This window comes from Fructobacillus tropaeoli (assembly GCF_016860625.1).
Taxonomy (GTDB): Bacteria; Bacillota; Bacilli; order Lactobacillales; family Lactobacillaceae; genus Fructobacillus; species Fructobacillus tropaeoli.
The window spans coordinates 140,480-165,647 of the sequence record NZ_BOJU01000005.1; the positions used below are offsets into that span (position 1 = coordinate 140,480).

Sequence of the window (25,168 nt, forward strand, 5' to 3'; positions counted from 1 at the left end):
CCAGGGGTGAAAACGCCACGGACGACATCCACGCATAAAAAATCAGCGTCACCCACTCGTGGTGAAGTTGGACGTGGCTTTGAATCGGCTGAACTCAGGCAAGCCGATTTACAGGCCTTTGTTGAAAAAGTTTCTTTAGATTTCTTTGGGCGGCCTTTTACGCATCAAGCAATCTATAATAACCGCTTGCAAACAACGGGTGGTCGCTACCACCTAGCTGACCATCATATTGATTTCAATCCGAAGATGGCCCATCGGGCTGATTTTATCGGTATTGTCAAGCACGAACTAACCCATTATCACCTCCATCTGGCGCACCGAGGCTATCAGCATAAAGATGCCGATTTTAAGAAACTCTTGCAGCAAGTCGGTGGATCGCGCTATGCACCGGCTCTAGAGCCAAGAAAGCAGCAGAGCGTGAAATGGCATTATCGTTGCCAAAACGGCCATGACTTTTATCGAAAACGACGAGTGGACACGAAAAAATATCGCTGTGGTCAGTGTCGAACACAATTGACCTTGGTTGAGGAAATGCGGTAGTTCTTGAAAAATTTCTTGGCCAAGCAAACCATTATTTTTTATGAATTAAAGGAAAGGAATCATGACTTTATTTAAAGTTGGCTGGAGTTTTCTAATTTTACTAGCCTACCCAATTGTATTTTTATGGGCAGCCAACCATGGCTGGCCAACCTGGTTAACCCTTGTTGCCGCTTTCTTCCTAATGCTTGTCGGTAGCTTTGGTTTCATGGGCATTGCTTATTGGCGTTATCGTCAACAAGAATTGCTTGACACGCACCAAGATGAAAATGTCTTGTAATTTAAATGAAAATGAAAAGGCCGTGTAAGCGTTTGCACAAACGGCCTTTTTTTGCTATGATTGAACTTTAGAAGAGGCTTTATATAAGGAGTTATGGCGATGGCAGAGCAAAAGAAAAACGCAACAATTTATGATGTCGCCGAAAAGGTCGGAGTTTCACTGGCCACTGTTTCCCGAGTTGTTAATGGCAATGATAATGTGCGCCAGTCAACCAGAGACAAAGTATTGAAGGCAATTGACGAGCTAGGCTACCAGCCCAATGCGGTAGCCCGGGGCTTAGCCTCCAAGAAGACTACCACCATTGGCGTGGTCATGCCTGATGTGACGAATATTTTCTATTCTGAATTGACTCGCGGCGTTGATGACATCGCCCAAATGTATCAATACGATGCTTTGCTAACCAATACCGATGATGAACAGGATCGGGCAGTGACAGCTATCAAAAATCTGATGACGAAGCAGGTGGACGGTATCATTTATATGGGGACTAAGCTCTCGGAGCCAGTGATGGCCATGATTCAATCTGCCGGCGTTCCGATTGTTTTGGCCGGATCGGTGGCCGAGAATGAAGCTTTGCCATCTGTTAACATCGATTATGTGACTGCTTTTGAAACGGTCACTACTAAGTTGCTCGCCCGCGGTCACCAACGAATCGCTTTGGTTCTTGGTTCAAGAGACCGAGCAATTGATCAGGATTTTCGTTTAGTTGGTTACCAACGTGCCTTGCAAGAAGCGGGCATCGATTACGATGACCAGCTAGTCTTTGCAAAAGCACGGACCTATGAGGCTGGCCAACTACAGGCTGCTGATTTAATGGCCCAGGATGTGACGGCCGTTGTTGCTTACGATGATGAAATTGCTGTTTCCATCCTGAACTATTATCAGGACCATGGGTACAAGGTACCGGAAGACTTGGAAATTGTGACATCAAACAACACGAATTTTTCGATTGTTTCCCGACCAGAGCTTTCATCAATAAACCAGCCTAAGTACGATATTGGGGCCGTTGCCATGCGGATGTTGACGAAGCTGATGAATGGTGAAAAATTGACGGAAACACAAATTAAGTTGCCATACACTTTGATTAGTCGCGGATCGACAAGAACTAAATAATTAAACCAGGAAATCCATTCTAGGGTTTCCTTTTAATTTAGAATCATTATAAATAACTTGCCATTTTTGAATTTTTTCTATAGAATAAAGGGATAATCAACAAAGGGGGAGATTTCCTTGAAAAATATGAAGCGCTTATCGCCATTTTCGTTGGTATTGTTATTTACGTCCTTTACGATGTCAATCTCTCAGTCCACGATGACGACAGCCTATCCAATTTTAATGAAGCAGTTTGGGATTAACGCTGCTAATGTGCAGTGGGTAACCTCTGGCTTTATGGTTGCTATGACCTTAGTGATGCCTTTGTCACCCTGGTTACTAGACAACATTCCATTGAAAAAGTTATTGAATTTGATTGTCGGTGTCTTTCTTATTGGAACATTGTATGCGATGGTTACGCCAAATTTTCTTGGTGTTGTGATTGGTCGTTTACTTGAGGGAGTTGCCGTTGGAGCACTTTTTCCAACTTACCAGGCGGTAATTCTAGAAAATACACCAAAGGATGACCGTGGTGTGGCAATGGGGACCGTCGGTCTGGTCATGGGTTCGGCACTGGCTGTTGGCCCAATCGTTTCCGGGATTGTTCTGCAATGGGGATCATGGCGGATTTTGTTCGGCCTATTCTTTATCATCTTGCTAGTTTTGATTACGACAATGCAATCCAAGATTGAAAATACGCACAAATTAGAGCCACGTAACTTTGACTTTTTGTCTGCTTTTCTTCTGATTGGCTTTGCCGGTATTCTTTATACGATTTCAGTCTTACCAGCTACTGGTTGGAATTGGCCACTGGGACTGATTTTGCTGCTTTCCGTCATTTTTTTGTTGACCTTTGTCGTTCGCCAGCTGAAGGAAGAAACGCCATTCTTGGACTTACGAGTTTTCAAGTATCAGGGTTACTTGCCCGCCATGCTGTTGACGGGAATGTCTTATTCCGGCTTAATTACCGCAACGGTCTTGATGCCGTTGTACTTCCAAAAGGTTTATCATCTGGTGCCAGTTCTTTCAGGTCTGTTGATGATTCCGGCAGCCGTCTTCTTGTCTTCCATGAACCCACGTGCCGGTCGGCTGCTGGAAAAAATTGGTCTGCGTCCCTTAGTCTTGCTTGGCTCAACCATGATGGTTTTGGGTTACTTAGACTTAGCTGTCTTTGGAACAAAGTACCTGTTACTGGCCATCATTGGTGCCATGCTTCTGGAAGGTGGGAATGCCTTCATCATGATGCCAGCAGTTACGGCTGCCAACAATGCTTTGCCTAAGCACTTAGTTTCCCACGGTACAGCCATCATTACGACTATGCGCCAGGTGATTGGGGCGACATCGATTTTGGTTGCTAGTATCTTGATTGGTGTGTTTATCAAGTCGACCTCCTATGGGGCTGCTTTGAACCACACGGCTGCTTGGTTTATCTTGATTCCGTTATCTGGTTACTTATTGGCCAGTCGAATTCGCGTCCAAAAGCAGGATTAAAAATCAGAAAAGAAATTGCTTTGATTGGAAGTTCGGAATTTGATAGACAAATTCCGGGCTTTTTATTTCGCTGATTTCCCTTTTTGAAACAAAATGATACTAGCTTTTAGGGCCGTTATCACGTAAAATAGGTTGGATAATAAAAAATGATTGAGTGGGCTTTTTGGCCCCTTGGAGGCAATTTTGGCAAAGAAACCGTTACTAATTGGTATTACAGGTGGGTCTGGTTCTGGTAAGACCACCGTTTCCAAGGCGTTAATCACTCGTTTAAGTGCAAACCAGCCAGTCTTGTTGCAGCAAGACGTTTACTACAAGGACCAGTCTGACAAGCCAATGTCTGAACGGGTTAAGACGAACTATGATCATCCGGATTCGATTGAAACGGATCGATTCGTCGCTGATTTGGAAAAGTTGATTGACTACCAGGCAATTGATATTCCGGTTTATGATTATGCACAACATACACGATCAAGCGAAACGGTTCATATTGAGCCGGCCGATGTGATCATTGTTGATGGGGTTTTGCTTTTCAACGACGCTCGTGTTCGTCACTTGCTTGACTTGAAGGTTTTCGTTGATACGGATGATGATATTCGCTTTATCCGCCGTCTTCAACGTGACACGCACGAGCGTGGCCGGACGGTTGAAGGCGTGATTGAGCAATACTTGGCAACCGTTAAGCCAATGCACAATCAATTCGTTGAACCCACAAAGCGTTATGCAGACATTATCGTGCCAGAAGGTGGTGAAAACTTTGTGGCCATCGATATGTTAATGAACCAGGCGATTGCCATGGTTGAAAAAGAAGAACAAGAATAGCACACAAAAACGCACTGTTTCAACAACAGTGCGTTTTTTGCTGTTTAATACTGATTTTTAAGCAAAGGTCCGAAACGGTGATTAATGAAGGCGAGTACTTTCGATGACATCACGCATGGTATCGACGACATGTTGCGTTTGAGTTGGCAGCTTTGAGCCAGCAAGGGTGAAAAGCGTGTCGATGATGGTTAACTGGGCAACCAGAGAGGACATTGATTCTGATCGGAAGTTAATTTCTTCAGCTAATGACAAGAAGACTAAATCAGCCATCTTGGCTAAAGGAGAATCAGCGAAGGAAGTAATGGCGATAAAGGGAACTTGGTTGTCCTTTAGCTTTTGGGCAACAAAGAGGGTATCTTCATTGCGGCCGGAGTGGGAAATCACGACGGCAGTGTCCTGTGGCGTTAACTTGACGGCTTGCATCAATTGAATATCGTAATCGGGATGAGAAATGACATCGATTGGGGTACGTAGGAATTTGTGGTAGGCATCAAAGGCGGCGATCGAAGAACCACCAATGCCAAAGAACCCAACTCGCTTTGCTGAGGTCAGCCATTTCACCGCTTGGTCTAATTTTTCGGCGGTTAAGTTATCGCTGGTCATTGAAAGCGCATTTTGGGCACCGGCAAAAACTTTCTTTGTAATGGCGGCGGTGTCGTCGGCATCCTCAATTTCACCAAATAAGTCGACAGGCGGCTTTCGCTGATTATAAGAAGCTAAAGCCACCGAAAAGTCACGGTAGGATGCAAAACCAATTTTTTTAACAAAACGTGAAATCGAAGCGGTTGATACGCCAGTTTCTTCAGCCATTTCACGGATGGTGCCGGTTGCAGCTTCGGCTGGTTTGGCCTTAATATAAGTAATCAGTTTACTTTCGGTCTGATTATAACCGGCCGGATTTTGTCCGAGTTTAGCAAAAATTGAATTTGGCATAATTGTCTCTCTTTATTATTGAAGAACCTAAGAATATAAATACTATACCTAAATTGAAATTTATTTTCAATTATCACTTGCATCATGTAAATAATTTTCATATAATGGGAATTGTAGTTTAATAGAAGAATTCAAAAAAGAGGTAATACACATGAAGTTTGCCATGATCGGCCTTGGTAAGATGGGTCTTAACTTGGTTAAGAACGCCGTTGACAATGGTCACGAAGTTGTTGCATTCGACTTGAACAAGGATTTTGTTGCAGAAGCAGATGCTTATTCAGACAAGGTTGAAGGCGCAAGCTCAATCGATGACATGTTGGCTAAGTTGCCATCACCAAAGGTTGTTTGGGTAATGGTACCAGCCGGTGTTCCAACAAACTCAACAATCGATACTTTGATTGAAAAGATGGATAAGGGCGACATCATCATTGATGGTGGAAACTCAAACTACAAGGACAACTTGGAACAAAACAAGCGCACCACTGCAGCTGGTTTGAAGTTCTTCGATGCTGGTACTTCTGGTGGAATGTCAGGTGCTCGTAACGGTGGAAACTTCATGATTGGTGGCGATGACGCCGAAGCATGGAAGACAATCGAACCATTGTTTGCTTCAATCGCTTTGGAAGATGGTTACTTGTACACTGGTCGTTTGGGATCAGGTCACTACTTGAAGATGGTTCACAACGGAATCGAATACGGTATGATGCAAGCCATCGCCGAAGGTTTCGAAGTATTGGAAGCTTCGCAATTCGATTACGACTACGAAGCAGTCGCAAAGTTGTGGAACCACGGTTCAGTTGTTCGTTCATGGTTGATGGAATTGGCCGAAGAACAATTTGCTAAGGATCCAAAGTTGTCAAAGATTTCTGGACGGATGCATTCATCTGGTGAAGGAAAGTGGACAGTTGAAGAATCACTTGACTTGGAAGTTCCAGCACCAGTTATCTACTTGTCACTTGCAATGCGTTACCGTTCATTGCAAGAAGACACGTTCACTGGAAAGGTTGTTTCAGCATTGCGTAACGGCTTTGGTGGACACGCAATGGACGCTGCTAAGTAATTTAAGATTTGTTTTGAAACTTGCTCCCGTTACTTGGGGGCTTTTTCTTTGAAAAGCTTATTCTATCAAGCACCTTGCTATTCTAGATTAAGCTGATTTATCAGAAAGAAGGCCGAGTGGCCTTTTTTCTGGAATTGTGATGGAGAAATAATCATGGATTATATGATTGGTATCGATTTAGGAACGACCTCGACCAAGGCCGTTTTGTTCGATGATCAAAACCAAGTGGTGGCCCAATCGAACGTTGGTTATCCCTTATACCGGGACCAAACGGATATGGCGGAAGAAGACTTAGAAGAAATCTTTGTCGCCTTCACCAATGCCCTCGCTGCTGTTGTTCGTAAGGCAAAGTTGAGCGAAGAGAATAAGATTGCAGCTGTTTCATTCTCATCAGCAATGCACTCATTGATTGCTTTTGATAAGGATTGGAAGCCACTGACACGTGTTATTACTTGGGCAGATACTCGTGCCGTTAAGTATGCTGATGAATTGAAGGAATCTGGTCAGGGGATGGAAATTTACCAAAAGACCGGAACGCCAATTCATCCAATGGCACCTTTGTCAAAGTTGCTTTGGTTGAAGAATGACCAGCCAGATATTTACAACAACGCTGCTCATTACTTGGGCATTAAGGAATATTTGTTCTTCCGTTTGTTCGGTGCAAACAAGATGGATATTTCAATTGCCTCAGGAACTGGTTTGTTCAACATCTTTAACTTGGATTGGGATGAGCAAGCTTTGTCAGTCACTGGTTTGTCAAAGGACCAATTGCCTGAACCAGTTTCACCATATGAATACGAAACCAAGATGAAGAGCGACTACGCAACGGTGCTTGGCTTGCCCGCTGATACACCATTCGTTTATGGTGCCGGTGATGGCCCATTGTCAAACCTTGGTGTTGACGCCGTTCAACCTGGTGTTGCAGCGATTACGATTGGAACTTCTGGTGCCATTCGTGTCGTTTCTGATAAGCCTGTTATCGATCCAAAGGGCCGGACATTCACTTATGCCTTGGACAAGGATCACTGGGTTGTTGGTGGACCAGTTAACAACGGTGGCGATGTCTTCCGTTGGGCCCGCGATAACCTCTTTGATGCCGAGAAGTCAACGGCTGCATTGCTTGGGCAAGACGCTTATGACTTGATGACTGAAGTGGCATCAAAGATTCCTGCTGGATCAGATGGTTTGCTCTTCCATCCATATTTGGGTGGTGAACGAGCACCAATTTGGGATGCAAACGCTCGTGGCTCATTCTTTGGTTTGAACCATTCACATACTCGTGCAAACATGATTCGTGCCGTTCTGGAAGGAATTACCTTTAACGTCTACATGGTCTCATTGGCCTTGGAAGAAGTTGTTGGTTCATTGAAGTCCATCCAAGCAACTGGTGGTTTTGCTCGCTCACCTTTGTGGCGACAAATGTTTGCTGACATCTTTGAGCAACCTGTGACAGTGCCACAAGCCTTTGAATCAGGGGCGTTGGCTGCTGTTGTTGTTGCTCAAAAGGCCTTGGGTCAAATTGATGATTTGTATGAAATCTCAAAGTATGTTGGTAAGTCAAACACTTACCAACCAGACCCAGAAAACTTCGAAGCTTACCGGGAATTGGCACCAATCTTTATTCGCTTGTCACGCCAATTGCAAACTGAATATGATAACATTGCCGACTTCCAGCGTAAGCACATGAAGTAAGGCGCAGAGATAATAGGAGAGAAAGCCAAGTGGCTTTCGTATGGATAAATGGAATTTGTTATGTTATTCGTGTCCATCTTACTCTTGCTGGTTTTAATCACCAAGTTTAAGTTGAACACCTTCGTATCGTTGGTCATTACGGCCTTCGTTTTGGCCCTCTTGTTGGGCATGAACCCATCAAAGATCCCGGATGCCGTTTTGGGCGCCCAGGGAATGGGAAACATCTTGGGATCAAACGCTGTTATCTTCATCTTTGGTGGAATGATTGGTCGTTTGGTTGCTGATGCTGGTGGTTCTTATCGAATCGCTAAGACCTTGATTGCTTGGTTCGGTTTGAAGCGTTTGCAATGGGCCGTTTTGTTAGCTTCCTTTATCATTGGAATTTCAATGATTTTCGGAGTCGGCATGGTTTTGTTGATTCCAATCGTCTTTGCCGTTGCCATTGAAGCGGGTGTCCCATTGCTTTACTTGGGAATCTCAATGACGGCTGCCTTGTCATCTGCACAAGGTTTCTTGCCACCACAACCAGCTCCAACTGCTGTTGCCTCACAATTGGGCGCAAACGTTGGTTTGATGTTGATTGTTGGTTTGATTGTTTCAATCATCACGGCCGTTGTTGCCGGTCCTGTTTATACAAAGTTGGCACAGAAGTTTGCTCCTGATGCCTTCCAATTCAAGGAACATATCGAAGCGGTTGGTGAAGTGAAGGAATATGACTTAGATAAGTCACCAAGCTTTGGTTTGTCAGTCTTGACTTCTGTCTTTCCATTGATCTTTATGATCATCGCCACTATTTATAAGTTGGTGGTTTCAGGCGGAAAGGCTCCAGCTAATCCCGACATGGTTTACCGAGTAATCGATTTCTTGGCCAACCCAGCCGTTGCGATGACCATTTCTTTGATCTTTGCTATCTTTGCAATGGGACCTGGTCAAAAGCGCTCAATGAAGGATGTTGAAGCTTCATTGACTGAAGGCTTGAACTCAGTTGCCGGCATCTTGTTGATTGTTGGTGGTGGTGGTGCCTTGCGTGGTGTTTTGGTGACATCAGGTATGTCAAACCAAATCGCCCACTTGTTCCAATCATCAGGTTCAATGTCTCCTATCACGATTGTTTTGTTTGCTTGGGCAGTGGCCTCATTGCTTCGAATTGCCGTTGGTTCAGCCACGGTTGCTGGTATCACGGCTGTTGGTGTCGTGAACGGTATCTTAGCTGCTAACCCACACGGTGACTTGTTGCTCGTCTTGGTTGCCTTGGCCATTGGTGCAGGTTCATTGATTGCTTCTCACGTTAACGATGCTGGATTCTGGATCTTTAAGGAATACTTCGACTTGACGGTTAAGCAAACTTTCCAAATCTGGACGGTTTTGGAAACAGTTATTTCTGTAACTGGTTTGATTGTTATCTTAATTATTACGGCACTTTTTGTTTAAATCAGTGCAAAAAAGAACTGTTGGTATTAACAACCAACAGTTTTTTTGTATAATAGAGTTGCAATTTGTAATCGTTCTGGTACAATAGTGACCATTGGTGATTCACATGTAAGTGGTCACTTCGATAAATGTGATGGAAGGATATTATGAAATCTCATAAAATTGGTTTACTACAACTTGTTCTTTTGGGACTAGGATCATTGATTGGTTCTGGTTGGCTGTTTGGTTCTTGGGAGGCAACTCGTGTTGCTGGGCCGGCCGCCATTATCTCATGGGTGATTGGAGCGGTCGTGATTGGCGTGATTGCCTACACCTATATTGAATTGGGAACGATGTTTCCGCAGTCGGGTGGAATGTCAAAGTTTGCCCAGTATACCCACGGTTCACTCTTAGGTTTTATTGCTTCATGGGCGAACTGGGTGTCACTGATTACTTTGATTCCAATCGAAGCGGTGGCGGCCGTTCAATATATGTCAACTTGGCCTTGGAAATGGGCAAACTGGACGCATCATTTCTTAAGTAATGGTCAAATCACGACACCAGGTCTGCTCGTTGTCTTTGGCTTCATTGCCATTTTCACGCTGCTGAACTACTGGTCGGTGACTTTGCTGACTCGCTTTACATCGGCAATCTCATTCTTAAAAATTGGGGTACCGTTGTTAACGATTTTGATGTTGACCATTTCAAGCTTCCACCCAGGAAACTATGGCTCAACTGTTCATCAGTTCATGCCTTATGGAACAGCACCAATCTTTGCTGCAACGACTGTTTCTGGTATTATCTTCTCTTTTAATGCCTTTCAAACAATCATTAACTTCGGTTCAGAAGTTAAGGACCCTACAAAGGATATTTCTCGGGGAATCGTGATTTCCTTAGGAATCGCAGCAGTTTTGTACATCTTGATTCAATCAACCTTTATTACGGCGATTGAACCATCTGAAATTGCTAAATTTGGTTGGCACGGAATCGATTTCCAGTCACCATTTGCTGATTTGGCCATCTTACTTGGCTTGAACTGGTTGTCAATCTTGCTGTATACGGATGCCTTTGTTTCACCATTTGGAACAGGTGTTTCCTTTGCGGCCTCAACTGGTCGTGTCTTGGCAGCGATGGCTTCTGATAAGCACATCCCACAATACTTGGGTAAGATTAACGAAAAGTACGGTATTCCACGAATGGCCATGGTCACGGATGCCATCCTATCAATGATCATGGTCACGGTTTTCCGGTCATGGGGAACCTTGGCGGCCGTTATTTCAACTGCTACCTTGATTGCCTATTTGACGGGACCAGTTACGGTCATGTCATTGCGAAAGATGGCACCTGATTTCAATCGGCCATTTAAGTCGAAGAGCATGAAATACATGGCACCTTTGGCCTTTGTGTTGGCTTCATTAGCCACTTATTGGGCAATGTGGCCAACGACAATCGAGGTTATCTTGATTATCGTCTTGGGACTGCCATTCTACTTCTTCTATGAGTGGAAGCAGGGCTGGTCAATGGACCGTGCTAAGCAGCAAATCAAGGGATCTTCCTGGTTGCTTTGGTACTTGGTTGCCTTGTCAATTGAATCATATATTGGTTCACACGAATTTAATGGAATCGGCCTCGTGAAGTACCCATTGGATTTCGTGATGATTATTGTCGTTGCTTTGGCCTTCTACTTCTGGGGAACTGGCTCACGCTTGGTTACCAAGCATTTCCGCCGCGCTAAGAAGATTAATGATACGGTTGAAGTTGAAGAACCTGAACTTTAATATTGATTTAAACAAAAAGAATCGGTTAATCCGGTTCTTTTTTTAATTCAGCAAGGAATCCTTCAGATTACAAGGCGATAAATGAGAAACTATAAAATTAACAAAGCTAGTATTAATAAAGTATTTGACATTTAAATTAGAAAATGCTAATATTTTTGATAGTTTATAAATTAAGAAAGTAGGAGATGCTTATGGCAGATAAAAGCGGGATGGGCTCTTGGTTTAGGAGAGCTGATCCATCAGCGTTCGAACAAAGTGATGCCCATCTGAAAAAGACACTGGGTGTGAAGGAAATGTTGGCCTTGGGAGTTGGAACAATTGTTTCCACGGCCATCTTTACCTTGCCAGGAATCGTGGCTGCGAACCACGCGGGTGCAGCCGTTACGTTGTCCTTCGTGGTTGCTGCGGTCGTTTCTGGTTTGACAGCCTTTGCTTATGCGGAGTTTGCTTCTGTTTTGCCATTTGCCGGTTCCGTTTATTCTTGGGCCAACGTTGTCTTTGGTGAAGTTTTCGGTTGGATTGCCGGTTGGGCCTTGTTGGCTGAGTACTTTATCGCCGTTGCTTTCGTTGCTTCTGGTTGGTCAGCCAACTTCCATCAATTCCTAGCTAATTTTGGCTTGTCATTGCCAAAGGCCTTAAACGGCTCTTTTGCTGCCGGAAACGGTGGAGTGATTGACCTCTTCTCACTTTTGGCCGTTTTGATTGTGGCCACTTTGCTTTGGAAGGGAACGAACACGACTGCCAAGGTTGAAAATACCTTGGTTGTCTTGAAGGTCTTGGTTATCTTGCTCTTTATCGTTGTGGGTGCCACTGCTATCCATCCTTCAAACTATGCCAACTTTATTCCAGCTCATAAGCCAGGGACGACTTTTGGTGGTTGGCAAGGAATTTCAGCGGGTGCTTCACAAATCTTCTTGGCCTATATTGGCTTTGACTCAATTGCTGCCAACTCTGCTGAAGCCAAGAATCCACAGAAGACGATGCCTCGTGGTATCATTGGTTCTTTGATTATCGCCACGGTCTTGTTCGTGACGGTTGCCTTGGTCATGGTTGGAATGTTCCACTATACCCAGTATGCTAACAACGCTGCGCCAGCTGCTTGGGCCTTGGAAAAGGCTGGACACCCACTTGTGTCAAACATTTTGTCTGTTGTTGCCTTGGCTGGTATGTTTACGGCCATTATCGGAATGATGTTGGCTGGTTCTCGTTTGCTCTATGCCTTTGGTCGTGATGGCTTGTTGCCAAAGTTCTTGGGTGACGTTAACGGCAAAGGTTTGCCAAACAACGCTTTGTTGGTCTTGACCGTCATTGCCGTTTTGGTTGGTTCTGTTTTCTCATTCAACGAATTGGCTGGTCTGATTTCAGCCGGAACGTTGATTGCCTTTATCATGGTTTCGGTTGGGGTTTACGCCTTGCGTCCACGTGAAGGAAAGGATTTGCCAGTACCTGGCTTCAAGATGCCACTTTACCCAGTTTTGCCTGCTTTGGGCGCCTTGGGTGCTTTCTATATCTTCTGGTCATTGGACATCCAGGCTCGTATTTATGCTGGCTTCTGGTTCGTCTTAGGATTGCTGGTTTATATGTTCTATGGTTCACGCCATTCACGTTTACACAAGTAAATTAGAATAACTTAACTCAATATTTTTTCTTGAAAGCCCGGAAATTTCCGGGCTTTTATTGTATAATGACTAAAAATAAATGAGAAAATGAGGTTTGGTATGAGCAAAAACTTAGATATTTTAGCCGAAGAGGATCAAAACCGAAATGAGGCAGCCCGGATTAAGTATTTTGACTTAGTGGTGCAGTCTGGGTCTGGGGCGACAGTGACGGATGCTGATGGGAAGACCTATATTGATTTGTTGGCCTCTGCTTCTGCCATTAACTTTGGGCATTGTCATCCAAAGGTGGTTCAGGCCATTAAGGATCAGGCTGAACAGCTGATTTTGTATACGCCAGCTTACTTCGCGAATACGACTACGGCGAAGCTTTTGGACCGGCTGTCTCAGTTAACGCCGGGCGACTTTGCCAAGAAGGTTGCCTTAGGAAATTCGGGTTCAGATGCCAACGAGGCGATGATTAAGTTTGCTAGAGCTTATACAGGCCGGCCAAATGTGGTGACTTTTACCGGCGCGATGCACGGGTCGACCTATGCAGCCTCGATTGCTTCAGCCATTTCATTAAATCAGGTTCGCAAAATTGGTCCGTTGATGCCTGGCTTTTATAAGGCACCGTTCCCGGACAGCCATGACCGACTACCAGGAGAAAATGAGCATGACTTCTCCTTGCGTAAATTTGCTGAATTTAAGCAGCTTTTTGAGAGTTACGTGCCGGCGGACGAAACGGCGCTGGTCTTAATTGAGCCAATCCAGGGGGACGGCGGCATCGTCAAGGCGCCGCAAGAATACATGGATTTGGTTTATCAATTTACCAGGGAAAACGGCATTGTCTTTGCGGTTGATGAAGTCAACCAGGGCTTAGGCCGGTCCAGCACGATGTGGTCGATTGATCATTTCGGGATTGTGCCTGATTTGCTAGCCATTGGAAAATCAATTGCTTCTGGTTTGCCATTGTCAGCCGTCGTTGGGAAGGCTGAGATCATGGATGCCTTGCCCGCACCGGGCCATCTCTTTACGACTGGGGGTAACCCAGTGGCGGCCGCAGCTGCCTTGGCTGGTTTGGACGTCTTAGAGGAAGAGGACTTGGTTGGTCGGTCAAAGAGCTTGGGCAAGCGAGTGCAAGAATACTTTGATCAGGCTAAACTCCGTTATCCCTGCCTCGGTGATGTACGCATTTACGGTCTTGATGGTGGCATTGATATCGTTGACAAGGATGGCCAGCCTGATGCCCAATTAGCGAGCCAAATCATTTTCAGGCTCTTTGATTTAGGGGCCGTTATGATTACGCTTCGGGGCTTTATTTTGCGTTTCCAGCCACCTTTGGTGATTACAGAGGAACAGCTTGACCAGGTCTTTGCAATGTTTGACCAAGTCTTTACGGAGGCTGACGATGGCACTCTGAAGCCATTGCCAAAAGACCGCGCAATTGGCTGGTAAAGAGACTTTCGCCAAGAAAAAATTGTGCTATAATTATCCATAGTAACTGGATATGCGGTCTTATAGCTTCCTTTTAGCAAGGTGTTGGTTGATGGAAAACACTAGGAACATAAGCTCGTGCTCCCAGGATAAATGCCGAAATCGGCCGCATCCTAGCGTTATCAGGACTTAAAGGTAAAGATTTGAAAGATCATTACAAACAGCGGTGGTACCACGGTCACGCGTCCGCTCTTTGTTTTGGTCTTTTTTATTTAACCGAAAACCAAAGGAGAACTCATGAAAGAATTATCATCAGCCGAAATTCGGCAAATGTTCTTAGATTTTTTTGCCAGTAAGGACCACTTGGTGGTACCGGCCAAGTCATTGATTCCAGAAAACGATCCATCACTATTGTGGATTAACTCTGGGGTGGCCACTTTAAAGAAGTATTTTGATGGCTCTGTTGTCCCACCAAAGCCTCGATTGACCAACGCGCAAAAGGCCATTCGAACAAACGATATTGAAAATGTTGGTAAGACTGCCCGGCACCATACGCTTTTTGAAATGATGGGAAACTTCTCAATTGGGGATTACTTCAAGGAAGAAGTAATTCCTTGGGCTTGGGAACTCTTGACTTCACCAGAATGGTACGGCTTGGACAAGGAAAAGCTGTACGTCACGGTTTATCCAAAGGACCAAGAGTCACGTAAAATCTGGGAAGAAAAGACTGATTTGCCAGCAGGTCACGTTTATGAAGTCGAAGATAACTTTTGGGATATCGGTGAAGGCCCTTCAGGTCCCGATTCTGAAATTTTCTATGACCGTGGTGAAGCCTTTGCTGATTTGCCAGCGGATGATCCCGAAATGTATCCAGGGGGTGAAAACGAACGCTACTTGGAAATCTGGAACATCGTCTTCTCACAGTTTAACCACTTGCCTGGCTTAACGGACAACAGTACGTACCCAGAATTGCCACATAAAAACATTGATACGGGAATGGGACTCGAACGATTGGTTTCCGTTTTCCAAAATGGTCGGACAAACTTTGATACGGACTTGTTCTTGCCAATTATTCATGAAACTGAAAAATTAGCTAACGGTGCCAAGTACGATGAAACCAAGGATACGGCCGAAAACGTTTCCTTTAAGGTAATTGCGGACCACATTCGGGCAATTTCCTTTGCCATCGCTGACGGTGCTAAGCCAAGTAACGAAGGTCGTGGCTACGTTATCCGCCGCTTGCTTCGTCGAGCTGTTTTGCACGGCCAAAAGTTGGGCATTCAGGGTGAATTCCTGACGAAATTAGTACCAGCCGTGATTAGCACATTGGATTCTTATTATCCAGAGTTGAAGGCCAACCAAGCTGAGATTGAAAAGACAATCTTGGCTGAGGAGAAGCGCTTTAACAAGACTTTGAAGGCCGGTTTGTCACTCTTGGATGAAGTGATTGCTGAGGCCAAGAAGAATGGCCAAAAGGAAATCTCGGGTGCAGATGCCTTTAAGTTGTCTGATACCTATGGCTTCCCAGTTGAATTAACGGAAGAACAGGCTGAGGACGCTGGTTTGTCAGTTGACATGGCTGGCTATCAGGAAGCATTGCAAGAGCAGCGTGACCGTGCGCGTGCCGCTCGCTCAACCGACAATGCCATGGGCGTTCAAAACGCTGCCTTAACAGACTTGAAGGTACCATCAACTTATGTTGGTTGGACTGATAAGGCTGTTCTTGGTGCCAAGGTTGTCGCTGTTTTGGTTCACGATGAAAACGGCGTGGCCCAAGTGGCAACAGAAGCTCATGCTGGCCAAACGGCTTGGTTGGTCTTTGATAAGACACCATTCTATGCTGAAATGGGTGGCCAAGTTGCTGATTTTGGAACGGTTAAGGATGAAAATGATAATATCTTGGCCGAAGTAACGGATGTTCAAAACGGACCAAATGGCCAACACATCCATACGGCGCAAATTATGGCCGATGTGAAGGTCGACCAGGTGGTTGACTTGGCCATCGATTTGGACCGCAACCGTGCTGTGTCGTTGAACCACACGGCTACTCACATGTTGGATCAGGCATTGCGGAATGTCATTGGTGGGGATGTCCACCAGGCTGGTTCTTTGGTGGAACCTGAGTACTTGCGTTTTGACTTTAACCACGAAGGTCCGGTTGACCAAGCAACGTTAAATCAGATTCAAGACCAAGTTAACGAGCAAATCGCCAAAAACTTGCCGGTTACTTGGGAAGAAATGTCTCTTGAGGATGCCAAGAAGGTTGGCGCTGTTGCGGTCTTTGATGACAAGTACGGTGACACGGTTCGAGTGGTTTCCATTGGCGACTATAACCAGGAATTTGATGGTGGAACTCACGCCCAGTCAACGGCTGAGTTGGGACTCTTTACGATTGTTTCTGAATCCGGTATCGGGGCGGGTGTTCGTCGAATTGAAGCATTGACTTCAATTCCGGCCTTAACTCGCTTTGAAGCAGAGGAACAGACACTTGCTGCCATTGCCAAGAGCTTGAAGGTGCCAAACCTTTTGGCCGTGAAGGACAAGGTTGAAGAGGTTCAAGCTGATTTGAAGGCCGCTAACCAGCAGATCGAAGCGATGCAGGCACAATTAGCTGCCTTGCAGGCTGGCGAACTCTTCAATAGTCCAAAGCAAATTGGTCAATTAACGGCCGTGATTGCTCAGGTCAAGGTCGATAACGCCGGTGGCTTGCGCCAAATGGCAGATGTTTGGCGCGACAAGGGTGCGTCAAATATCTTGGTTTTGGCCGCTGCCATTGGTGACAAGGTTAATTTGTTGGTTGGTGCTGATAAGACGGCCAACGCTGCTGGCATTAAGGCGGGGGATGTGGTCAAGGCCATTGCCCCAACTGTCGGTGGTGGTGGCGGTGGCCGGCCTGATTTGGCCCAAGCCGGTGGAAAGGACCAAAGCAAGATTGCTGAAGCCCTCGACCAAGCCGAAAAAATCATTGGTCAAGCTTAATACATTCTTTGATAGAAGGTCGACTGAAGACAACTGGCAAATTGGTCAGCTTGGAATTTAGTCGGCTTTTTGCTTGGAAACGTGTTAAACTAAAGACACGTAAAAGTGAAAATTATGAAGAAAGGAGTGTGTACGATGAGTGTGAACGATAAGACTGCGATTTTTGACTTCGGTAACCAGGCACCAAAGGATATCCATGAAACGATGGTATTGGTTTATGCCGCTTTGGAAGAAAAGGGTTACAATCCAATCAATCAGATCGTTGGGTATTTAATGTCTGGCGACCCAGCTTATATTCCCCGACTCCATGACGCGCGTAATTTAATTAAGCGTCACGAGCGCGATGAAATCATCGAGGAGCTCGTACACGCCTATTTAAATAAGTAATGCGGATACTGGGACTTGATGTAGGCTCAAAAACAGTTGGTGTAGCCGTTTCCGACCCAATGGGGTGGACGGCACAAGGGGTGGAAATCATCCGCATCAACGAGGACGAAAAAGTCTTTGGCTTAGACCGCTTGGGTGAAATTATCCAAGAAACAGGCGCAAAAGGCGTCGTTTTAGGTCTGCCTAAGAACATGAACAATACCGAAGGCCCTCGTGCCGAAGCGGCGCGAGCATACGCTAAAATGGTGGAAGACCGTTTTAGCTTGCCCACTGATTTTCAAGATGAACGGCTAACAACGGTTCAGGCTGAACGGATGCTGATTGAAGAGGCGGACGTTTCCCGTAAGAAGCGTAAAAAGGTCATCGACAAGATTGCCGCAGAATTCATTTTGCAAAATTATTTGGATGCCAACGGTAAGTTGACTAAGTAAATTTTTTTACTTTGGTTCAATCGTAACAAGAACAAAGGATTTTTTTATGGCTAAGCAAAACCCAGAAATTGACAAGATTACCCTGATTGATGACAACGGCGACGAAACTTTATACGAAGTTTTGTTCACTTTCCATTCAGAGGAATTTGACCGTTCATATATCTTGCTCGTCCCAGACGGTGTCGAAGAAGATGAAGAGGTTGATGTACAAGCATATATCTTTAACCCAGCCGAAGATGGCGATGCAACGGAAGAAGATTTGTTGCCAATTGAAGATGATGCAGAATGGAACATGGTCGAAGAAGTGTTGAACACTTTCTTGGATGATGATTCAAACTTTAACTAAGCATGATGATTAGTCACCACACTATTGTGGTGACTTTTTTTGACTCAAATTGGTGATGAAAAAGGGATTGTTTGGAGCAAAAATCAGCAGTGATCAGTGTTAGTTTTTCTAACAAGAGACAATAGTTGACCATCACACTTTTTTATGTCAGAAAAGCTTGCCAAAGGCATTTACAGGTGCTAAAATACTAACAAGCAAACAAAAGTTGCAATCCTTTAAAGCCGACCGGAGAGTCGCTAAGGTGGACAAGCAGCAAGGTAATGGTTGGAAGAAATTCCTGACCCCTGGGCGAGACCCTGGCTAACCTTGACAAAAAGGCTGACAAGAACGGACCGAGTGTAGGCTAAACGGGTCCAGTCAACCGCCACTGACGCTCTGATCTTAGGATTAGGGCGTTTTTTATTGGAAAAATTGCAGCGGGAAAATCAAGGGGCATTGAGATGACGAATTGGAACAACTGCCTAGACCTAGCAGATTTATCAACAACGCAATTACAAGAAGTTTTGGACTTAGCCCAAGACTACCAAGCCGGGAAACAAGCACCAGCTTTGAAACGCCCGGTTTATGGCGTGAACCTCTTCTTTGAGAATTCAACGCGAACCAAGTCATCCTTTCAGATGGCGGAGAAGAAATTAGGGATTGACCTAATCGATGTTAATCCAGCGACTTCTTCCGTTCAAAAGGGCGAAACACTGTCGGACACGCTGCGAACATTGGAAGCAATCGGTGTTGACTTTGCCGTTATTCGCCACGGTCAAACTGGTTGGTACCAAGAACTGGTTGAGAATCCTTACGTAACAATGGGCTTGTTCAACGCAGGCGATGGCGCTGGTGTTCACCCATCACAAACGCTTTTAGATTTATTAACAATTGAAAATGAATTTGGTCGAATTGACGGCCTTAAGGTTGGTATTATCGGTGATTTGGCTCACTCACGAGTGGCAAAATCAGATGCCAAAATTTTAAAGTCATTAGGTGCAACGCTTTACTTTGGCGGGCCTGATTCCTGGTACAGTCATGACTTTGATGATTTGGGGACGTTTGGCACGCTGGAAGAAATTTTACCGGAATTAGATGTTGTCATGATGCTCCGGGTGCAATTGGAGCGCTTCGATGAAGCCAATCGCGACGCCTTCACGGCCGTTGATTATTATCAACAGTTTGGTTTAACACAAGAGAGAGCCAAGCTGTTACCAGAACATAGCATTATCATGCATCCAGCCCCAGTTAACCGCAATGTTGAAATTGCAAGTGAATTGGTGGATGGCGAAAAATCACGGATCTTCACCCAGATGGGCAACGGGGTTTTCGCCCGGATGGCGATGATTACCAAGGTCCTACAGGCACGCGGCTTAATGGAGGCTGACAAATGAGAGTATTGATTAAGCATGCAGCAATTAACAAGCGCTGCCAGGATATCTTAATTGTGGATGGTAAGATTGAAAAAATTGCCCGTGGGATTGAAGTCCCAGCCGATGAAGAAATCAATGCCCATGGTGCAGCAGCTATTCCCGGTTTGATTGATGTCCACGTGCATTTCCGTGAGCCAGGCCTAACTTATAAGGAAACCATCGAGACAGGCTCTCACGCAGCTGCTCATGGAGGCTTCACAACAGTGATGACCATGCCAAACGTCAAGCCAGTTGTTGATACTGCCGAGAAGGTTCGTCAACAGGTTTTGTTAAATCAGGAAAATAGCCTGGTGAAGATTGCCCAATTTGGCGCTTTATCCGCTGACCTGGTTGGCGTGGGCGCAGCTGATTTACAAGCAATGGCTGATGCCGGTGCCATGGCTTTCTCAAACGATGGCCACGGTGTCCAAGACGCGCAGACGATGTTGGAAGCCATGAAGGCGGCTAAGCAGGTCGACCGCGTGATTTCAGCTCACTTGGAAGATGATTCCTTAATCCAAGGTGGGGTAATGAATGCCGGACCGGAGGCTGAACGCTTGGGCTTGCCCGGGATGACTGGGTTGTCTGAATCAACCCAGTTAGCTCGCGACCTGGTGATGGCGCAGGCAACCGGCGTCAAGTACCACATCGCCCATATCTCAACCAAGGAATCTGTTGCCCAGGTTCGCTTGGCCAAGCAAATGGGCCTGTCAGTGACAGCGGAAGTTTCACCACACCACTTGTTCTTGGATGACAGCATGATTGAAACCGATGACCCAATGTTCAAAATGAACCCACCATTGCGGTCAAGAGAAGATCGACTAGCCCTAATCGCTGGGCTTTTGGATGGGACGATTGACATGATTGCCACCGACCATGCGCCACACAGCGAAGCAGAAAAATCAGGTTCTATGCACGATTGCTCATTTGGCATTGTGGGAGTGGAAACAGCTTTGCCGCTGGTTTATACCCACTTTGTTAAAAGCGGCTTGGTCGACTTGGATACTGTCCTTGATTGGATGGTTCGCCGACCAAAGCAGGTCTTTAACCTCGCATCTGCAGGTGAACTACGAGTTGGCGACGCAGCCGATATCGCCCTGGTGGATTTCATCCATCCATACAAGATTAACCCAGAAGAATTTGAATCAAAGGGGAAGAATACCCCATTTACCGGTCAAGAGGTTTACGGCAAGGTCTTAAAGACCTTGGTCGACGGCCACTTGGTCTATCAAGCAAAGAAGGAGTAAGGCAATGCAAGGATACTTAGTATTGAAAAATGGATCAGTTTACGCCGGTGAGCGTTTTGGATCCGAAAAAGATTTGTTAACAGAAGTTGTCTTTTCAACCGGGATGACTGGTTACCAAGAGACGATGACTGATCCCTCATATTTTGGCCAAACAATGGTCTTCACTTACCCTTTGATTGGTAATTACGGCATTAACTTGGATGATAACGAAGGGGCTGGCAGCAAGCCTGCCGTTGATGCCATTATCGTTAAGGACCTGGCCCGCCGTCCTGCTAACTTCCGTTCTGTGATGACCCTTGCTGATTTTGCTAAGGAAGAAGACTTGCCAGGATTGGCTGGCGTTGACACACGGAAATTAGCCAAGGAAATTCGCGACCATGGTTCAATGCCTGCCGTTTTGGTCTCTGAATTAAATCAGGAAAAGATTGATGCCCTCTTTGCTCAGGACTACCCATCATTGTTGTTGGCCCGGGCAAAGAAGGAAGAAGAAATCGAAACTTTCGTTGGTGAAGCTGACGGTCCAAAGATTGCTTTGTTGGACTTTGGTTTGAAGGGCTCAATCGTCAAGGCCTTGCAAAAGCGTGGCGCAACCGTGACGGTTTTCCCTGGTACGACGCCAGCTTCCGTAATTGAAGCAAGCAACCCCGATGGTGTCTTGCTATCAAACGGCCCTGGCGATCCAACTCAGTACGGTTATGCAACGAAGACCATCCTTGAATTGCAAAATAAGTACCCAATTATGGGGATTTGCTTGGGACACCAGCTCTTCGCTATTGCTAACGGTGCCAAGACTTACAAGATGAAGTTTGGCTACCGTGGCTTTAACCACGCCGTGACGGATGTGGACCACAAGCGTAAGTACTTCACCTCACAAAACCATGGTTATGCCGTTGACCGGGCTTCATTGGCCGGTACGAATTTGGAAGTAACCCACGAAGAAATTAATGCTGAAACTGTTGAAGGCGTTCGATTGAAGGATAAGGAAGCATTTTCAGTCCAATTCCATCCGGATGCTTCGCCAGGACCACACGACGCCGAATATATCTTTGACAACTTTATTAACAAGTTGACGGAAAAGAAGGGAGCCTAAGATGCCCAAGCGAAATGACATTCATAAAATTTTGGTAATTGGTTCAGGACCAATTATTATCGGTCAAGCGGCCGAATTTGACTATTCCGGTTCACAGGCCTGCCTCTCACTAAAAGAAGAGGGCTACCAGGTGGTGTTGATTAACTCCAACCCCGCTACCATCATGACGGACCAAGAAATTGCCGACAAGGTGTACTTGGAACCAATTACCTTGGATTTCGTCAAGGAGGTCTTGTACCGAGAAAAGCCGGATGCCATTTTGCCAACCTTAGGAGGCCAAACTGGCCTAAACATGGCGAAAGATTTAGCCGATTCTGGTATCTTGCAGGAATTAAACATTGAATTGCTTGGGACAAAGTTGCCAGCCATCGAACAGGCTGAAGACCGTGAATTGTTCAAGGATTTGATGGAAGAATTGAACGAACCAGTACCGGAATCACAAATTGCCACAACAGTCGAAGAAGCAGCTGATTTTGCCAAGCAAATTGGCTACCCAGTAGTTGTCCGTCCTGCCTATACGCTTGGTGGAACCGGCGGTGGTTTTGCCAACAATTTGGCTGAATTAGAAGAAATCACGGCTCACGGTTTGGAATTGTCACCAGTGACCCAAGTTTTGATTGAAAAGTCGATTGCCGGCTACAAGGAAATCGAGTTTGAAGTCATGCGTGATGCTGCTGATAACGCTTTGATTGTGGCGGGGATGGAAAACATCGATCCAGTTGGGGTGCACACAGGTGACTCCATCGTTGTTTCGCCAACGCAGACCCTCTCGGACCGTGACTATCAAATGATGCGGGATTCCGCTTTGAAGATTATCCGGGCCTTGAAAATTGAGGGTGGTGTCAACATCCAAATGGCTTTGGATCCAGAGTCCTTCCAGTACTACATCATCGAAGTGAACCCCCGTGTTTCTCGTTCATCAGCTTTGGCCTCAAAGGCAACTGGTTATCCAATTGCTAAGATGGCGGCCAAGATTGCCGTTGGTTTGCATTTGAACGAAATTAAGAATCCCGTGACTCAGACGACTTGGGCTGCCTTTGAACCAGCCCTTGATTATGTGGTGACCAAGATTCCACGTTTCCCATTTGATAAGTTTGAACATGCTAACCGCACGTTGGGGACACAAATGAAGGCAACTGGTGAAGTCATGGCCATCGGGCGGACATTGGAAGAATCATTGTTAAAGGCAGTTCGTTCGCTTGAAGTCGATGAAAAGGACCTGAGTGCTGGTTACTTTGACGGTGTTTCAACAGAAGACTTGAAGGCCCAATTGATGCCGGCCAAAGATGACCGCCTCTTCGCCATCGCTGAATTGATTCACCGCGGGGTGACGATTGAAGAAATTCATGATATTACCCAGATGGACTTGTTCTTCTTAGACAAGATTCTGCACATTATTGAAATCGAAAGAACGGTTCAGGCTGAACCTGACAACTTCGAGGAAATTAAGACAGCCAAGGAATACGGGTTCTCCGATGCTTGGTTGGCGAAGTTGACTGGCAAGACGGAAGCTGATTTCCGTGCTTGGCGCAAGGCACAGGGCTTGTTACCAACCTTCAAGATGGTTGATACGGTTGCCGGTGAATTTGAGTCCAAGACGCCTTACTACTATGGCACTTATGAAGACGAAAATGAGTCCATTGTCACGGACCGACCTTCCGTTTTGGTTCTTGGCTCTGGCCCAATCCGGATTGGACAGGGAGTTGAATTTGACTACGCCACTGTTCACGCCGTGAAGGCCATCCAACAGGCCGGTTATGAAGCTATTATTCAAAACTCAAACCCCGAAACGGTTTCCACTGATTTTGCCATTTCCGACAAGCTTTATTTTGAACCATTAACCCTAGAAGATGTCTTGAACGTGATTGACCTCGAGCAGCCTTTAGGTGTGGTGGTGCAGTTCGGTGGCCAAACGGCTATTAACCTGGCTGCCGGCTTGGAACAAGCTGGTGTGAAGGTCTTGGGAACAACGGTGGCTGATTTGGACCGCGGAGAAGACCGAGACGAATTTGCCAAGGTGATTGATAAGCTTGGTTTGCCAAAGCCAAAGGGTGAAACGGCTACGACCAAAGAGGGTGCCTTGAAGGCAGCCAATGACCTTGGTTATCCCGTTTTGATTCGACCATCTTATGTGATTGGTGGCCGGTCAATGGCCATTATCGATTCCGATGACGACCTGAAGACCTATATGGAACAGGCGGTGAAGGTTTCAAACGATCACCCAGTTTTGATTGATGACTACCTCACTGGTCAAGAAGCTGAGGTTGACCTGATTTCAGACGGCACAGACGTGTTGATTCCAGGAGTGATGGAGCACATTGAACGCTCTGGAATTCACTCAGGTGATTCCTTTGCGGTTTATCCAACGCAGCGGATGTCTGCTAACGTGAAAGCTCAAATCGTTGAGTCTGCTCAAAAGTTGGCCAAGGAATTGAACGTAATTGGCTTGATGAACATTCAGTACGTGATTCATGATGAAATTGCCTACGTGATTGAAGTTAACCCACGTGCCTCGCGGACGTTGCCATTCTTGTCAAAGGTAACAGAGATTCCAATGGCTCAGGTCGCTACACAAATCATGTTGGGCAAGTCTTTGAAGGACTTGGGTTACCAATCTGGTTTGGTTCCTGAACCAGCAGAAGTTCACGTGAAGGCACCGGTCTTCTCGTTTGCCAAATTAGCTGGCTTGAATTCAACGGTTGGACCAGAAATGAAGTCAACTGGTGAAGTCATGGGAACCGCTGACAACTATGATCAAGCACTCGCTAAGGCGATGGTTGGTGCTGGCTTGCCAATTTTGCACCAGGGTCGGATTCTTTGGGATTTGGCCGAAGCAGACCAGCAAGAGGGCTTGGCCCTGGCTAAGCGTTTTGCAGCCCTTGGCTTTGAATTGGCTGCTACTGACAGCAATTTGGCCTTCTTGCAGGAAAACGGTGTTGCAGCTAAAGCAGCGCCAGCTGATTTGCCAATGGCGATGGCTAAGCAAGAATTCCAAATCATGGTCAACACACTCGACCAGGCTGATCAGGCTTTGGCGGGAGAGAGCTCTGTTCGAGCGGCAGCCATTGTCAACGAGGTGGCCTTGTTTACGGCCTTGGATACCGTCGCTGCTTACTTGACGGTTTTGGAATTACCAGAAGAAACACACTTTGTAAAAGCATTGGGAGAATGAT

The 25,168-nt window shown here is 45.9% G+C and carries 20 protein-coding genes; 19 read left to right on the plus strand and 1 reads right to left on the minus strand.

The features are described from left to right. Positions 1 to 6: 6 nt before the first annotated feature. The 5 genes from FT12353_RS07660 to udk all read left to right on the plus strand — a co-directional run bounded on the left by FT12353_RS07660 (position 7) and on the right by udk (position 4,219). A complete protein-coding gene (locus tag FT12353_RS07660) occupies positions 7 to 540 on the plus strand; it encodes a SprT family protein (RefSeq protein ID WP_239061199.1) in 534 nt (177 codons plus the stop codon). A 61-nt stretch (positions 541 to 601) separates the two neighbouring features. Next, the gene (locus FT12353_RS07665; RefSeq protein WP_047975314.1) at positions 602 to 817 is read left to right on the plus strand and encodes a hypothetical protein; all 216 of its coding nucleotides are present in this window, start codon (positions 602 to 604) and stop codon (positions 815 to 817) included. 99 nt (positions 818 to 916) lie between these two features. Continuing rightward, on the plus strand, positions 917 to 1,930 hold the full coding sequence (locus tag FT12353_RS07670) for a substrate-binding domain-containing protein (RefSeq protein ID WP_203619324.1): 1,014 nt from the start codon (positions 917 to 919) through the stop codon (positions 1,928 to 1,930). A gap of 126 nt (positions 1,931 to 2,056) precedes the next feature. Next, a complete protein-coding gene (locus tag FT12353_RS07675; protein WP_203619325.1) occupies positions 2,057 to 3,400 on the plus strand; it encodes an MFS transporter in 1,344 nt (447 codons plus the stop codon). Between the two features lie 183 nt (positions 3,401 to 3,583). After that, positions 3,584 to 4,219, plus strand: coding sequence for a uridine kinase (udk, locus tag FT12353_RS07680; protein WP_168778103.1), 636 nt, complete (start codon positions 3,584 to 3,586; stop codon positions 4,217 to 4,219). Between the two features lie 81 nt (positions 4,220 to 4,300). Here udk and FT12353_RS07685 read toward each other — a convergent pair whose 3' ends face one another. After that, positions 4,301 to 5,152: a MurR/RpiR family transcriptional regulator gene (locus FT12353_RS07685; protein ID WP_203619326.1), complete on the minus strand. Its 852-nt coding sequence runs from the start codon at positions 5,150 to 5,152 to the stop codon at positions 4,301 to 4,303. Positions 5,153 to 5,303: 151 nt separating this feature from the next. Between FT12353_RS07685 and gnd the strand changes: the two genes are divergently transcribed. The 14 genes from gnd to carB all read left to right on the plus strand — a co-directional run bounded on the left by gnd (position 5,304) and on the right by carB (position 25,167). Next, positions 5,304 to 6,212, plus strand: a complete 909-nt coding sequence (gene gnd / locus FT12353_RS07690) for a phosphogluconate dehydrogenase (NAD(+)-dependent, decarboxylating) (RefSeq protein WP_059393594.1) — start codon at positions 5,304 to 5,306, stop codon at positions 6,210 to 6,212. Between the two features lie 153 nt (positions 6,213 to 6,365). Continuing rightward, a complete protein-coding gene (gene gntK, locus FT12353_RS07695) occupies positions 6,366 to 7,904 on the plus strand; it encodes a gluconokinase (RefSeq protein WP_203619327.1) in 1,539 nt (512 codons plus the stop codon). A 48-nt stretch (positions 7,905 to 7,952) separates the two neighbouring features. Then, positions 7,953 to 9,335: a gluconate:H+ symporter gene (locus FT12353_RS07700; protein ID WP_059393592.1), complete on the plus strand. Its 1,383-nt coding sequence runs from the start codon at positions 7,953 to 7,955 to the stop codon at positions 9,333 to 9,335. 146 nt (positions 9,336 to 9,481) lie between these two features. Beyond that, positions 9,482 to 11,092 carry an APC family permease gene (locus FT12353_RS07705; RefSeq protein ID WP_059393591.1) on the plus strand — a complete coding sequence of 537 codons (1,611 nt, stop codon included), beginning with the start codon at positions 9,482 to 9,484 and terminating at the stop codon, positions 11,090 to 11,092. Positions 11,093 to 11,283: 191 nt separating this feature from the next. Beyond that, entirely contained in the window at positions 11,284 to 12,711 is a 1,428-nt protein-coding gene (locus FT12353_RS07710; protein WP_239061200.1) for an APC family permease, read from the plus strand. Between the two features lie 99 nt (positions 12,712 to 12,810). Next, positions 12,811 to 14,145 (plus strand): aspartate aminotransferase family protein, encoded by a 1,335-nt coding sequence (locus tag FT12353_RS07715; protein ID WP_203619328.1) that lies wholly within the window; start codon positions 12,811 to 12,813, stop codon positions 14,143 to 14,145. Positions 14,146 to 14,421: 276 nt separating this feature from the next. Continuing rightward, on the plus strand, positions 14,422 to 17,103 hold the full coding sequence (gene alaS / locus FT12353_RS07720; RefSeq protein WP_203619329.1) for an alanine--tRNA ligase: 2,682 nt from the start codon (positions 14,422 to 14,424) through the stop codon (positions 17,101 to 17,103). Positions 17,104 to 17,238: 135 nt separating this feature from the next. Further along, a complete protein-coding gene (locus FT12353_RS07725) occupies positions 17,239 to 17,490 on the plus strand; it encodes an IreB family regulatory phosphoprotein (RefSeq protein ID WP_059393587.1) in 252 nt (83 codons plus the stop codon). Continuing rightward, complete coding sequence (ruvX, locus tag FT12353_RS07730) at positions 17,490 to 17,921, plus strand: Holliday junction resolvase RuvX (RefSeq protein WP_047975301.1); 432 nt, start codon at positions 17,490 to 17,492, stop codon at positions 17,919 to 17,921. Before FT12353_RS07725 ends, ruvX begins: the two co-directional genes overlap by 1 nt. A 46-nt stretch (positions 17,922 to 17,967) precedes the next feature. Then, positions 17,968 to 18,267: a DUF1292 domain-containing protein gene (locus FT12353_RS07735; protein WP_168778110.1), complete on the plus strand. Its 300-nt coding sequence runs from the start codon at positions 17,968 to 17,970 to the stop codon at positions 18,265 to 18,267. 440 nt (positions 18,268 to 18,707) lie between these two features. Beyond that, positions 18,708 to 19,640, plus strand: coding sequence for an aspartate carbamoyltransferase catalytic subunit (locus tag FT12353_RS07740; RefSeq protein ID WP_203619330.1), 933 nt, complete (start codon positions 18,708 to 18,710; stop codon positions 19,638 to 19,640). Then, the gene (locus tag FT12353_RS07745) at positions 19,637 to 20,905 is read left to right on the plus strand and encodes a dihydroorotase (protein ID WP_203619331.1); all 1,269 of its coding nucleotides are present in this window, start codon (positions 19,637 to 19,639) and stop codon (positions 20,903 to 20,905) included. The genes FT12353_RS07740 and FT12353_RS07745 overlap by 4 nt, the downstream gene beginning before the upstream one ends. 4 nt (positions 20,906 to 20,909) lie before the next feature. Beyond that, on the plus strand, positions 20,910 to 21,995 hold the full coding sequence (locus FT12353_RS07750; protein WP_203619332.1) for a carbamoyl phosphate synthase small subunit: 1,086 nt from the start codon (positions 20,910 to 20,912) through the stop codon (positions 21,993 to 21,995). 1 nt (position 21,996) lies between these two features. Further along, the gene (gene carB / locus FT12353_RS07755; RefSeq protein ID WP_203619333.1) at positions 21,997 to 25,167 is read left to right on the plus strand and encodes a carbamoyl-phosphate synthase large subunit; all 3,171 of its coding nucleotides are present in this window, start codon (positions 21,997 to 21,999) and stop codon (positions 25,165 to 25,167) included. The last annotated feature ends 1 nt before the right edge of the window (position 25,168 follow it).

Bases quoted from the DNA above. Each gene is read 5' to 3' on its own strand.
- FT12353_RS07710 (WP_239061200.1), top strand. From the start codon at position 11,284: ATGGCAGATAAAAGCGGGATGGGCTCTTGGTTTAGGAGAGCTGATCCA.
- FT12353_RS07675 (WP_203619325.1), top strand. From the start codon at position 2,057: ATGAAGCGCTTATCGCCATTTTCGTTGGTATTGTTATTTACGTCCTTT.
- carB (WP_203619333.1), top strand. From the start codon at position 21,997: ATGCCCAAGCGAAATGACATTCATAAAATTTTGGTAATTGGTTCAGGA.
- FT12353_RS07725 (WP_059393587.1), top strand. From the start codon at position 17,239: ATGAGTGTGAACGATAAGACTGCGATTTTTGACTTCGGTAACCAGGCA.
- FT12353_RS07740 (WP_203619330.1), top strand. From the start codon at position 18,708: ATGACGAATTGGAACAACTGCCTAGACCTAGCAGATTTATCAACAACG.
- FT12353_RS07665 (WP_047975314.1), top strand. From the start codon at position 602: ATGACTTTATTTAAAGTTGGCTGGAGTTTTCTAATTTTACTAGCCTAC.
- FT12353_RS07735 (WP_168778110.1), top strand. From the start codon at position 17,968: ATGGCTAAGCAAAACCCAGAAATTGACAAGATTACCCTGATTGATGAC.
- FT12353_RS07700 (WP_059393592.1), top strand. From the start codon at position 7,953: ATGGAATTTGTTATGTTATTCGTGTCCATCTTACTCTTGCTGGTTTTA.
- gnd (WP_059393594.1), top strand. From the start codon at position 5,304: ATGAAGTTTGCCATGATCGGCCTTGGTAAGATGGGTCTTAACTTGGTT.
- alaS (WP_203619329.1), top strand. From the start codon at position 14,422: ATGAAAGAATTATCATCAGCCGAAATTCGGCAAATGTTCTTAGATTTT.
- gntK (WP_203619327.1), top strand. From the start codon at position 6,366: ATGGATTATATGATTGGTATCGATTTAGGAACGACCTCGACCAAGGCC.
- FT12353_RS07750 (WP_203619332.1), top strand. From the start codon at position 20,910: ATGCAAGGATACTTAGTATTGAAAAATGGATCAGTTTACGCCGGTGAG.
- FT12353_RS07715 (WP_203619328.1), top strand. From the start codon at position 12,811: ATGAGCAAAAACTTAGATATTTTAGCCGAAGAGGATCAAAACCGAAAT.
- FT12353_RS07745 (WP_203619331.1), top strand. From the start codon at position 19,637: ATGAGAGTATTGATTAAGCATGCAGCAATTAACAAGCGCTGCCAGGAT.
- ruvX (WP_047975301.1), top strand. From the start codon at position 17,490: ATGCGGATACTGGGACTTGATGTAGGCTCAAAAACAGTTGGTGTAGCC.
- FT12353_RS07685 (WP_203619326.1), bottom strand. From the start codon at position 5,152: ATGCCAAATTCAATTTTTGCTAAACTCGGACAAAATCCGGCCGGTTAT.
- FT12353_RS07705 (WP_059393591.1), top strand. From the start codon at position 9,482: ATGAAATCTCATAAAATTGGTTTACTACAACTTGTTCTTTTGGGACTA.
- FT12353_RS07670 (WP_203619324.1), top strand. From the start codon at position 917: ATGGCAGAGCAAAAGAAAAACGCAACAATTTATGATGTCGCCGAAAAG.